Genomic DNA, 12,459 nt, shown 5'->3' on the forward strand with positions numbered 1-12,459 from the left:
CAATCAGACCGCCCACCCTTGGTATCATCGCCCACACTTTTTTGACGGTTTGATGACGTGGAAGGTCTTTTTTTGTGAGCGCTTTTTTTCACTGGCTGCGGCGGCCGCATGCCCGCCTCTTTTCGCTGATTGTGCTGGTGCTGATCGTCCCGGTGTGTCTGCGCGCGGCGCTGGGCTGGTCGACGCCGCTGGGTTATCTGTCGGACCTGGCCATCGGCAGTCTGCTGCTGGTGGTGCTGCATCGGCGGGCGTGGTGGCTGGCATTGCCGGTGCTGTTGTTCTGGGGTTTGCTGGCGGTGGCCACGGCGGAACTGGTCAGCGCCGTCGGGCGCCTGCCGACGCCGGCGGATCTGCATTACCTGATCGACCCGCAATTCGTCGAGAACTCCACCGGCGGCGGGATGGCGCATCCGGCATTGGCGGTGACCTTGCTGGTGGCGCTGCTGTTCTGGCTGCTGACACAGTTCGGCAGCCGCGCAGTGAAGCGCACGGCTCTGCCTCGCGCCATCTGGGCCGCCCCGGTGGTGCTGTTCGCCGCACACTGGGCTGCGCAGAACCTGTGGCCGAACGAAGACGATCCGTGGCGGCAGTACAACCTGCCGCATCAGTTGCTCGCCAGTCAGGTCGCCGATCTGCAAATCCAGGCCGAGGAATGGCTCGACGGTGATGTCGAAGAAGCCGCGCCGGTCATGGCCGGGCTCACCGATGTCGACCTCAACGGGCACAAACTGCTGAGTGCACCGGGCCAGGCACGCAACGTATTGATCATCGCCCTGGAAGGCATCCCCGGTGCCTACATCCGTGCCAACCGCGAAGCCATCGGCAGCCACTATCAGGAAGACCTCATGCCCAACCTCAGCCGTTGGGCCGAGCGCGGCATGAACACGCCGGATTACGTATTGCACACCCACCAGACCATTCGTGGCCTGTACGCGATGCTTTGCGGCGATTACGACAAGCTCAACAACGGTACGCCCAAAGGCGTGGAAATGCTGACCCAGCACGAGCGCAATAAGGCGTGCCTGCCGGCGCAGCTGCGTCAGAACGGCTTCAGCACGCATTATCTGCAAGGTGCCGGCCTGCGTTTCATGGCCAAAGACAAGATCATGCCGCACATCGGTTTCGCTGCCACGCATGGTCTGGAGTGGTTCAGCAACGCCAACTATCTGGAATTCCCGTGGGGCAAGGACGACAGGGCCTTCTTCGAAGGTGCGCTGGATTATGTCGGCCAACTGAAGACGCAAAAACAACCGTGGATGCTGACGCTGCTGACCGTCGGCACCCACCAGCCCTACTCCGCGCCGGACGATTACCTTGAGCGTTACGAAACGCCGAAACAGGCCGCCGTCGGTTATCTCGACGATGCCCTGGAACAGTTCCTCAGCGGCCTGGAACGCCAAGGCGTGCTCAAGGACACCCTGGTGATGATCACGTCGGATGAATCCCACGGCATCGACGGCGTGCGCCTGGCCTCCTCCTGGGGATTCAACCTGACCCTGGCGCCGGAGCATGAACAGCTGCCGCGACTGAATGCCGGGGTCTATGGCCACGTCGATCTGAGCGCTTCGATCCTCGACTATTTCGACCTGCCGGTGCCGTCCGCGCTGAGCGGTCGCTCGTTGTTCCGCGACTACGACAGCGGCCGCGAAATCATGTCGTTCACCAACGGCAAGCTGCGCTATCACGATGGTCACGGCATTTTCTCCGAATGCGACATGCCGCGCCGCTGCCGCTATTACGAAAGCACCGGCTTCATCGCCGAAAGCGCGAAGTTCAAGGGCAACTACAGCGGTCACCCGGCCCGGCAGATCGCCGCCCGGGCCGATGCGCTGGACCTGTCGTTGCTGCGCACCCCGCTCAATCATCGCTATCAGTTCGGCAGCAACAACGTCATCCCGCTGCAGGCGCAGATCAAGGATGACTGGGCCGATAACCTGATCGGCGCGCAATACCTGGAAATGCCCAAGGGCTCGCACACCCGCGTACGCCTGACGGTGCGCTCGGTCGATCCGCAGCAGGCAGCGTACATTCAGCTCAAGGCCAAGGAGTTCGAGCAGGACGTGCAACTGGGGCTGCCGTCGGAGATGGTCGCCACTGCGGATCAGCCGCTGGAGATGGATTTCAGCTTCGACAACCCGCTGCCGCGCAAGGCCTTCTCCTTCCACTTATTGGGATATGGGCTTGGTGCGGTGGAAGTGACGGATTTCAGCGTGATCACTGAAGTACTGGGGCAGGAAGACATCCTCGACGACGTGCCGGACGACGAAGCCGCACAATCGAGCTGAGCACAACGTCCTGCGACAACTCCTGCATGGCGCACGCACTAAAAGGTTCTGACTATCAACACCCAATAGTCGGCCTATTAGCTGACTGCGCCAGTCGGGTCTAGCCTTACTAGTCCGAAGTCGGCACGAGCCGGCCGTAGAAGACCTGATAAGGACCCGAACATGGCAAACGAATCGAAATGCCCGTTCAACCACGCCGCCGGTGGTGGTACGACGAACCGTGACTGGTGGCCGAATCAACTTAACCTGAAGATCCTCAGCCAGCATTCGCCCAAGTCCGATCCGCTGGGCAAGGACTTCGACTACGCCAAAGCCTTCAAAAGCCTGGACTTCCAGGCGCTGAAACAAGACCTGCGCGCGCTGATGACCGACTCGCAGGACTGGTGGCCCGCCGACTTCGGCCACTACGGCCCGCTGTTCATCCGCATGGCCTGGCACAGCGCCGGCACCTATCGCACCGCCGATGGCCGCGGCGGCGCCGGCTCCGGGCAACAGCGTTTTGCCCCGCTCAACAGCTGGCCGGACAACGTCAGCCTGGACAAGGCCCGGCGCCTGCTGTGGCCGATCAAACAGAAATATGGCCGCAACATTTCCTGGGCTGACTTGATTGTCCTCACCGGCAACGTCGCGCTGGAGTCGATGGGCTTCAAGACCTTCGGTTTCTCCGGTGGCCGTCCCGATGTGTGGGAGCCGGATGAGGACGTGTACTGGGGCTCGGAACGCGAATGGCTCGGCGGCGACAGTCGCTACGGCAAAGACAAATCGGCCATGCAGGAACCCGGTGACGGCACGCTCGTGGCCGAACCCGATCTGCACGGCAAAGAGGAAAGCCGCACCGATCAGGGCGAGCGCAATCTGGAAAACCCTCTCGCCGCGGTGCAGATGGGCCTGATCTACGTGAACCCGGAAGGCCCGGAAGGCAATCCCGATCCAGTCGCCTCCGGGCGCGACATCCGTGAAACCTTCGCCCGCATGGCCATGAACGATGAAGAAACCGTGGCGCTGATCGCCGGCGGTCACGCCTTCGGCAAGACCCACGGCGCCGGCCCCGCCGACAATGTCGGGCCGGAGCCGGAAGCCGCCGGGCTGGAAGAACAAGGCCTCGGCTGGCGCAACGCCTTCGGCACCGGCAAAGGCGCCGACACCATCACCAGCGGCCTGGAAGTGACCTGGACTACCACGCCGACCCAGTGGAGCAACAACTACCTGGAAAACCTGTTCGGCTTCGAGTGGGAGCTGTTCAAAAGCCCGGCGGGTGCGCACCAGTGGAAACCAAAAAACGGCGCTGGCGCCGGCACCGTTCCGCATGCTCACGATCCGAGCAAGAAACTCTCCCCGACCATGCTCACGTCTGACCTGGCGCTGCGCTTCGACCCGATCTACGAGCCGATCGCCCGCCGTTTCCTGGCCAACCCGGAGCAACTGGCCGACGCCTTCGCCCGCGCCTGGTACAAGCTGATCCACCGCGATATGGGCCCGCTCTCGCGCTACCTCGGCCCGGAACTGCCCAATGAAGAGCTGCTGTGGCAAGACCCGATTCCGGACGCGACTCACCCGCTGATCGACAGCAATGACGCGGCGGCGCTGAAAAGCAAAGTGCTGGCGTCCGGTCTGTCGGTGTCGCAACTGGTCTCCACCGCGTGGGCCGCAGCATCGACGTTCCGCGGTTCCGACAAGCGTGGCGGCGCCAATGGCGGTCGTCTGCGTCTGGCCCCACAGAAGTTCTGGCAGGCCAATCAGCCGGAGCAACTGGACAAGGTGCTGAAAACCCTCGAAGGCATTCAGAACGAGTTCAATGCCGGAGCTTCCGGAAAGAAAGTCTCGCTGGCGGACCTGATTGTGCTGGCCGGTAATGCCGGGGTCGAGCAAGCGGCGAAAAACGCCGGGCACTCGGTTTCCGTGCCGTTCACCCCAGGACGCACCGATGCCACCCAGGAGCAAACCGACGTCGAATCGTTTGGTTTCCTCGAACCGATCGCCGATGGTTTCCGCAACTACAGCAAGGGCAAATACACCGTTTCGGCGGAAGCCCTGCTGATCGACAAGGCTCAACTGCTGACCCTCTCCGCGCCGGAAATGACCGTGCTGGTCGGCGGCCTGCGCGTCTTGGGCGCCAACACCGGGCAGAGTCGTCACGGCGTCTTCACCACCCGCACGGAAACCTTGAGCAACGACTTCTTCACCAACCTGCTGGACATGGGCGTGGAGTGGAAGCCGACCTCACGGGCGGCGGACGAGTTCGAAGGTCGCGACCGTAATACAGGGAGCGTGAAATGGACGGCAACGCGGGTTGATCTGGTGTTCGGTTCGAACGCGATCCTGCGGGCGCTGGCCGAGGTGTATGCGAGCTCTGACGCGAAGGAACAGTTCGTGAAGGACTTCGTGGCGGCGTGGGCCAAGGTGATGGAGCTGGATCGCTTCGATCTGAAATAACGCAAACGCAAAAAACTGTGGGAGCTGGCTTGCCAGCGATAGCGGCAGATCATTCAACATCGACGTTGAATCTAATGCCGCCATCGCGGGCAAGCCCGCTCCCACAGTGTCTGGTGTAACCCGGCTTACGCCAGGCTCTTGCTCACCACTTCGTACACGTCGCTGGACAGCTGACCGGAAGCCAGAATCCGCTCCAGCTCGGCCTTCATCAACGCCTGCCGCGCGCTGTCATATTTGCGCCAGCGGGTCAGCGGCGCCAGTTGGCGCGAGGCGATCTGTGGGTTGAAGCCGTTCAGTTCGATCACCAGATCGGCGAGGAAACGGTAGCCCGAACCATCCGCCGCGTGGAAGTTGATCAGGTTCTGTCCGGCAAACGCACCCACCAGTGCACGCACCTTGTTCGGGTTCTTGATCGTGAACGCCGGGTGCTGCATCAACGCTTTCACGCGCTCCAGACCGCCCGGCAGGGTGCTGCCGGCCTGCACGCTGAACCACTGATCCATGACCAGCGGGTTGTCCTTGAAGTGCTCGGCGAAACTCGCCAACGCCAGGGCTTTCTGCTCCTCGAACGGCGAGTTGACCAGCACGGCCAGCGCGGTCAGGCGCTCGGTCATGTTGTCGCTGTTTTCGAACTGCTCCAGTGCGGCGGCCAGTACTTCAGGCTTGCCGCTGAGCATCAGGTACGACAGCGCAATATTCTGCAGCGCACGACGGGCGAAGTGCTCGGCCTCGGCCACGTACGGCGTCTGCTTCGACAGGTCGCGGTTGGCCTGATAACGCAGCCACAGCGCTTCAAACAGATTGTCCGCCAGTTGCTTGCGGGCAAATTCGCGTGCGGTGTGGATGGCTTCGACGTCAGCCACTTCGCTGATTTCGGTGAGATAGGCCTCACCCGGCAGCGAGAGCATTTCGGCGACCATCGCCTGATCCAGCGACTCATCGGACAGCACGGTACGCAGCGCCGTGATCAACCGCGAATCGAGTACCAGACTCTCGCCCTTTTGCTGCTGGCCGATCAGCTCTTGCAGCACCTGCACCGACAACTGCTGCCCGGCGTCCCAGCGGTTGAAGCCGTCGCTGTCATGCTGCATCAGGAACATCAACTGGTCGCGGCTGTACGGGAAGCTCAGTTTCACCGGGGCCGAGAAACCACGCAGCAAGGACGGCAGCGGATGTTCGGCGACGTCGACGAAGGTGAAAGTCTGTTCGGCTTCGGTCACCGAGATCACGCGAGTGGTGCCTTGCGCCGACGCTTCGCCAGCCAGACGCAGGGCTATCTCATTGCCATTGCTGTCGAGCAGGCCGAGTTCGACCGGAATCACGAACGGCAGTTTTTCGACCTTGTCCGGGGTTGCCGGGCAGCTCTGGCGGAAGGTCAGGCTGTAGGTCTTCGCTGCGGCGTCATAGGACTCGCTCACCGCCAGACGCGGTGTACCCGCCTGGCTGTACCAGCGCTTGAACTGGCTGAAGTCGACGCCGTTGGCATCTTCCATGGCCTTGATGAAATCGTCGCAGGTCACGGCCTGACCGTCGTGGCGTTCGAAATACAGGTCGCTGCCCTTGCGGAAGCCTTCGGCGCCGAGCAGGGTGTGGATCATGCCGACCACTTCCGAGCCCTTTTCGTACACGGTCAGGGTGTAGAAGTTGGAAATCTCGATGAAGCTGTCCGGCCGCACCGCGTGGGCCATGGGACCTGCATCTTCGGCGAACTGGTGGGTACGCAGGTACGCCACGTCCTGAATGCGCTTGACCGTGGCCGAGTTCATGTCCGAGGAGAACCCGGCGTCACGGAACACAGTGAAACCTTCCTTGAGCGACAGCTGGAACCAGTCGCGGCAGGTCACGCGGTTGCCCGACCAGTTATGGAAATATTCGTGGGCGACGATCGCCTCGACCCGCTGGTGCGCGGCGTCGGTGGCGGTTTCGGCGCGGGCCAGCACTGCGCTGGAGTTGAAGATGTTGAGGCCCTTGTTCTCCATCGCGCCCATGTTGAAGTCATTCACCGCGACGATCATGAAGATGTCCAGATCGTACTCGCGACCGTAGACCTCTTCGTCCCAGCGCATCGACTTCTTCAGGCTGTTCATCGCGTGCTGGCACTTGTCGATGTTTTCCGGCTCGACGTAGATGCGCAGCGCGACATTGCGATTGGTCATGGTGGTGAAGGTGTCTTCGACGCACCACAAATCACCGGCCACCAGCGCAAACAGGTACGCCGGCTTCATGAACGGGTCTTCCCAGGTCGCCCAGTGCCGGCCGTCTTCGCCGGGGCCCGAGGCGATCGGGTTGCCGTTGGAGAGCAACACCGGGTAGCTGTGCTGCTCGGCGACCACGGTGGTGGTGAACTTGCTCATCACGTCCGGGCGGTCGAGGTAATAGGTGATCTTGCGGAAGCCTTCGGCCTCGCACTGGGTGCAGAACATCGTGCCGGACTTGTACAGGCCTTCCAGCGCGGTGTTGGTTTCCGGGTGGATCTTTACGCTGGTGTCGACGGTGAAGCTGGCGCTGGCGGGCTGCAGGGTCAGGGTGTTTTCCGTCAGCTGATAGTCGTCGGCGCCGAGTTCCTGGTCGGCCAGGGTCACCGACAGCAACTCCAGTTGCTGGCCGTCGAGCACCAGCGGCGGCAGGCCCGGGCCACGCTCAGGGTTGCGACGCATCACCAGTTGCGCGTGGACCAGACTGTGATCCTCGAACAACTCGAAGGTCAGGTGCGTCTCGTCGATCAGGTACTCGGGTGCCTGATAGTCCTTCAGGTAAATCATCTTCGGTTGTTCGGTGCGCATGCTGGAATCCTTATTGATGCACGGCGAGCTGATAGGCCGTGTACTTACGAATGTTGATCACGCCGGTGTCGAAAATCAGGTACTGGCCCTTGATCCCCAGCAGCGTGCCTTCGGCAATCGGGTTCTTGTCCAGGTTGAAGCTGACGATTTTGGCCGGGTATTGCTCGACCGGATAGCGGATTTCGAGCGGTTCGACATCGGCAATCGTCTGAATTGCCTGTAGGCCGAATCGCTGTTGCAGACCTTGCAAGCCCTCGGCGCAGCTTTCAAACAGCTGATCGCGAACTTGCGCCAGGTCCACCGCCGCCGCATCGCCCTTGAGCAACGCGCGCCAGTTGGTTTTGTCCGCCACCTGGCTGCGGAACAGGTCTTCGACGAAGCCGGACTGCTGGCGCGTGGCGACGCGCATGATCGGCAACGCCTGACTGGCGCCCTGATCAAGCCAGCGGGTCGGCAATTGCGTAGCGCGGGTGATGCCAACCTTGATGCCCGACGAGTTGGCCAGATACACCACATGGTCGGTCATGCAAAACTTCTGGCCCCACTCCGGCTCACGGCAGGTGCCGGCCTCGAAGTGGCAGCGCTCCGGGCTCATGATGCACAGGTCGCACTGCGCCAGTTTGGTCATGCACGGGTAGCAGTAACCCTGACTGAAACTGGTTTTGGTCTTGCGTCCGCAATGGGTGCAATGAATCGCCCCCAGGTACTCCAGACGCACCGTGGTACCGATCATGGGATTGACCGGCACCTCGACGTCATCCAGGCGAAACGCATATTGCACGTTCGGCCCGTCGAGGCGCGCCGACATTTTGCTGATTGCACCGCGGCCAATCTCGATCAATGGATGGCATCCGACTTGAACAGGATGTTCGGCACTTCGATCGACTTCGATGCACATTCCTGCGGGCCCATGTAACCGGTGCGCTGCTCTTCAGGCAGGTTCTGGATTTCCCAGGCGATCATCGCCTGCAACGACAGCTCGCGCTGTTCGGCGGTGAGTTTGCCGCCGTCGGACCACTTGCCGATTTCCACGGCCAGTTTCAGGCTCTCGTAGATGTCCGGGGTGATGTTGTTGATCATTTCGTTAAAAGAGGACATCAGGGTCTCCGTGCTCTTTATTCACTGAAAATTTTAGGCGGCCAGTTTACGGCGGTTATACAAACCGCCCAACAAACCGGTGAAGCATCCGATGAGTAACCCACTAACGTGCGCGGCGTTGGCGATCTGGCCGAAACCGATCATCGAGACCAGCCCGGACATGCAGATCACCAGCCACACCAGCATCATCACCAGCACGCCACGCGGCAGGCGATACGCCGGGTTCGGCGCCAGCAACTGGAAAATCCAGCAGTGGCCGAGCAATCCGTAGAGCACGCCGGACAAGCCGCCAAACAGGCTCGGGCCACTCCAGGCGAACTGCGCGTAGTTCGACACCAGGCTGAACAGCAGGGTCAGACCGAGCAGATTGATGCTGCCCTGACGTGACTCGATGCGCCGTCCCAGCTCCCAGTACCACATGCCGTTCATGGCCAGGTGCAGGATGCCAAAGTGCAGCAGCATCGGCGTGAACAGGCGCCACCACTGCCCCGCCGCCAGACTGTCGGCCAGCGGCGTGAACTGGATGTACTCGCCGACCACGCGGAAGTCGAGGAAGGTCAGCAGGCGGATGGTGTCGAGGTTGTCGCCCAGGTAGGTCAGGCCACCGACCAGCAGGCTCAGCAGCAGGATAAATCCGGTGGCCTTGGCGTGTTTGAGTTGTTCGGCGAAGCTCGGACGCTTGAAGGTCGGCGCCACCGGGATCTCCAGTTGCTGATCGGGATCGCCCGCCGGGAAGCGCTCGTACAGCGAACGCACGTCCTCGCTGATTTCCGCCGGTGCCCACAGCACCTGCTCGCCCGCCTCTTCGCTGACCCGATGCGGCACCTGCATGCGTTGCAGCAGTTTGACGAAACCGCTCAGGTCCACTGCCAACGGCAGACGCAATACCGCTACCGCACTCATTGCAGCACCTCCGGCCGCTCGACATCGACCCAGACAAATTTATGCGGATCGAGGCGGGTTTCCTGATCCAGACGATAGGCCACCAGTTTGCCGTAGAGCACCGCGCTGTAATCGAGACACGCGAGGTTCGGGCGGATCGGCGCCGGTTGGCCGCTGCGCCAGTAGTGGCCGACGAACAGCAACGGCTCGTCGACGCCGTAGCGCAGCAGGTTGTTTTTTTCGCTGGAGCTCAGCGGCTTCTGCGCCACCGGCTCTGGCAATGCATCCGGCTGGAAGACGATGTCGCCGTAGGTTTTCGGGTCGTCTTCCCAGAATTTGGTGCGGAAGAACGAACGCACCAGGCCGTCGCCGCTGGTCATGGTCAAGCCATCCGGCAGGCGCATGTCGGTGCCGCGCAGCAGGCGATCGAACACGGTGCAGGCGAAGCTGCCGGGCACGGCCGAGGCCTGGAGAAAGTGTTCATCAATGCGCGCATCGGCGAACAGCCCGCGTAACGGTTCGATCAGGCTGGCATCCCAACAGGCGTGCACCACGCGGAAGCGCCCGGCATCCACCACCAGCGGCAGCTCGTAGAACCAGTTGAGGAAGTCGTGCCAGTCCCCCGGATGGTCTTCGAACTGGCTCAGGGTTTCGTGCAGCAGGCGCGCATGGCGCGGTGTGTGTTCGCGGACGAACTGCTTGCCGCTGCCCGGTGGCGCCGGCGTGCTCCAGCCGAGCGCGTTGAATTCGTGGTTGCCCATGATGCACAAGGCCTGGCCGGCCTCGACCATGTCGTGGACGATGTGCAGTGCCTCGCGGATTCGCGGGCCACGGTCAATGATGTCGCCGACGAACACGGCCATGCGCGATGGATGCCGCCAGATCCCGCCCTGCTTGTGGTAACCGAGACGGTCAAGCAGGTGTTCGAGGGTCAGGGCGCATCCGTGCACGTCACCAATCAGGTCATAACTGCGCGCGGGATCGAGCATCAGTCGCCTCCACCACCCAACTTGCTGCCCCAGCCGAGCTTGGTCCGGCAGACTTCGTAATAGTTGTGGTCGAGCGGGTGAATCAGCCGCAGCTTCTGGGCTTTCTTGCTGACGGTGATGGTGTCGCCCGGCGCGCAGGTGAAGTGGTTCTGCCCGTCGCAGGAGACCTGCGGATAGATCTGCATGTTTTTCGACACGACGATTTTCAGCTCACTGTTGCCATCGACCACAATTGGCCGGCTCGACAACATATGGGGGTACATCGGCACAATCACAATGGCGTCGAGCTTGGGATGCATGATCGGCCCGCCGGCGGACAGCGCGTAGGCCGTGGAGCCGGTAGGAGTGGCGACGATCAGGCCGTCGGCCTTCTGGCTGCAAACGAACTGGCCGTCGATGTACAGCTCGAACTCGATCATCCGCGTCGATTTGCCCGGGTGCAGCACCACGTCGTTGAGTGCATCGCCCTGGCCGATGGCCTCGGCATGCCGGCGGACTTCGGCTTGCAGCAGGAAGCGGTTTTCCACCAGGTAATGGCCGTCGAGCACCTTGGCCACTTCGACTTCCAGCTCATCGGGGCGAATGTCGGTGAGAAAACCGAGGCTGCCACGGTTGATCCCGAGTACCGGAATATTGTGCTTGGCCAAGGCGCGAGCGGCGCCGAGCAGGCTGCCGTCACCGCCGACGACGATGACCATGTCGCAGACTTCGCCGAGCATCTTGCGCGACGAGGTCTGCAGGCCGTGGCCCGGCAGGACTTCGGCGATGGTGTCTTCGAGAATCACGTGCAGGTGACGATCGAGCAGAAAGCGTTTCAGTCGGCGGACGGTATCCAGCACCTGGGAACTGCCCAGGCGACCGATGATGCCGATATTGCGAAATTGCTCCATGGGACCTCTGCGGACAATCGAAAACGCGAAAAGCACGATTATGGGCGAAAGCCTGCGATAGACAAAATCCTTTCAGCCTCAAGGGTGTGCTCGTGTTTCAGGCTATGCTCGCAAGATGATCCTGTTTCCCGATTTGCTCCAGCTGCCGCACCAATTACGCCATCCGGAAGTGCGGGATCTGGCGTGGGTAATTCTGGCGCCGCCGATGCTCGCCGCCACGCCGTGGCCGCAGCGTCATCCGCTGGCCGGCAGCGATTGGGTGCATGATCCGCAGCGACTGGAACACTGGTTGCGCGAGCTCGACCGCGACAGTTATGGCTTGCTGCACTGGCTGTCGCAGGCGCGCACCCGGCGCCTGGGCCTGTATTACGAACGGTTGTGGCAGTTTGCGGTGGAGCACGCGCCGGGCATCGAATTGATCGCCGCCAACCTGCCGATCCGCCGCGAAGGCCACACCCTCGGCGAACTGGACATGCTGCTGCGAGACCGCGACGGCGTGCATCATCTCGAGCTGGCGATCAAGTTGTACCTCGGGCCGCAGCACGGTGACGGACGGGATCCGGCGCAGTGGCTGGGGCCCGGATGCCATGACCGGCTGGACCGCAAACTGGCACATCTGGCCGAGCATCAATTGCCGATATCGGCCCGTCCGGAAAGCCGCGAGGCGTTGGCGACGCTGGGCATCGGGGTGTTCAGTGCGCAGCTGTGGCTGGGCGGATACCTGCTGTACCCGTGGCCCGGTGAGGCCGCACCGCCAAAAGGCGCACATCCGCAACACCTGCGTGGCAGTTGGCTGCATCAAAAAGACTGGCCGGCCTTTGTCGATCAGCGCCCGGCCGGACGCTGGCAACCGCTGCCACGCCACGCCTGGCTGGCACCGGCGCATTATCCGGCGGACCAGACCTGGAGCCACGCACACTTGCAGATGTGGCTGGATGACCTGGAACCCCTGGCCCCGGCGCAACTGATGGTGCGCCTGATCGAGAATGCACGGGGCGAATGGGAAGAGGCGGAGCGATTGTTTCTGGTGTCGGATCTTTGGCCGAATGTGCCGGGGCTAGCCTGAAATTTTGTAGTGCTTGTACTGCCTCATCGCTGG

9 protein-coding genes are annotated in these 12,459 nt (G+C 62.2%); 3 read left to right on the forward strand and 6 right to left on the reverse strand.

Annotated features, from left to right (window positions below; all coding sequences use genetic code 11):
* Positions 1-74 precede the first annotated feature (74 nt).
* The gene (locus tag ACXX9E_RS21845) at positions 75-2,285 is read left to right on the forward strand and encodes an LTA synthase family protein (RefSeq protein ID WP_458556173.1); all 2,211 of its coding nucleotides are present in this window, start codon (positions 75-77) and stop codon (positions 2,283-2,285) included.
* Between the two features lie 162 nt (positions 2,286-2,447).
* On the forward strand, positions 2,448-4,718 hold the full coding sequence (katG, locus tag ACXX9E_RS21850) for a catalase/peroxidase HPI (protein WP_123462819.1): 2,271 nt from the start codon (positions 2,448-2,450) through the stop codon (positions 4,716-4,718).
* A 125-nt stretch (positions 4,719-4,843) separates the two neighbouring features.
* On the opposite strand, the gene pepN is transcribed toward katG, so the two are convergent.
* From pepN to ACXX9E_RS21880, 6 genes are read right to left on the reverse strand one after another with little or no spacing between them, the layout of a single operon-like run.
* Positions 4,844-7,501: an aminopeptidase N gene (gene pepN, locus ACXX9E_RS21855; protein ID WP_123462817.1), complete on the reverse strand. Its 2,658-nt coding sequence runs from the start codon at positions 7,499-7,501 to the stop codon at positions 4,844-4,846.
* A gap of 10 nt (positions 7,502-7,511) precedes the next feature.
* On the reverse strand, positions 7,512-8,342 hold the full coding sequence (locus ACXX9E_RS21860) for a DUF2797 domain-containing protein (RefSeq protein ID WP_186748544.1): 831 nt from the start codon (positions 8,340-8,342) through the stop codon (positions 7,512-7,514).
* The gene (locus tag ACXX9E_RS21865; protein ID WP_123462815.1) at positions 8,339-8,599 is read right to left on the reverse strand and encodes a YeaC family protein; all 261 of its coding nucleotides are present in this window, start codon (positions 8,597-8,599) and stop codon (positions 8,339-8,341) included. The genes ACXX9E_RS21860 and ACXX9E_RS21865 overlap by 4 nt, the downstream gene beginning before the upstream one ends.
* A 33-nt stretch (positions 8,600-8,632) precedes the next feature.
* Positions 8,633-9,502 carry a rhomboid family intramembrane serine protease gene (locus ACXX9E_RS21870; RefSeq protein ID WP_186748543.1) on the reverse strand — a complete coding sequence of 290 codons (870 nt, stop codon included), beginning with the start codon at positions 9,500-9,502 and terminating at the stop codon, positions 8,633-8,635.
* A complete protein-coding gene (locus ACXX9E_RS21875) occupies positions 9,499-10,470 on the reverse strand; it encodes a metallophosphoesterase (protein ID WP_458556174.1) in 972 nt (323 codons plus the stop codon). Before ACXX9E_RS21875 ends, ACXX9E_RS21870 begins: the two co-directional genes overlap by 4 nt.
* The gene (locus ACXX9E_RS21880) at positions 10,470-11,360 is read right to left on the reverse strand and encodes an NAD(+) kinase (protein WP_003224174.1); all 891 of its coding nucleotides are present in this window, start codon (positions 11,358-11,360) and stop codon (positions 10,470-10,472) included. The genes ACXX9E_RS21875 and ACXX9E_RS21880 overlap by 1 nt, the downstream gene beginning before the upstream one ends.
* A gap of 115 nt (positions 11,361-11,475) precedes the next feature.
* Between ACXX9E_RS21880 and ACXX9E_RS21885 the strand changes: the two genes are divergently transcribed.
* A complete protein-coding gene (locus ACXX9E_RS21885; RefSeq protein WP_336346440.1) occupies positions 11,476-12,426 on the forward strand; it encodes a DUF1853 family protein in 951 nt (316 codons plus the stop codon).
* The last annotated feature ends 33 nt before the right edge of the window (positions 12,427-12,459 follow it).

This window comes from Pseudomonas sp. GNP014 (genome assembly GCF_054344005.1).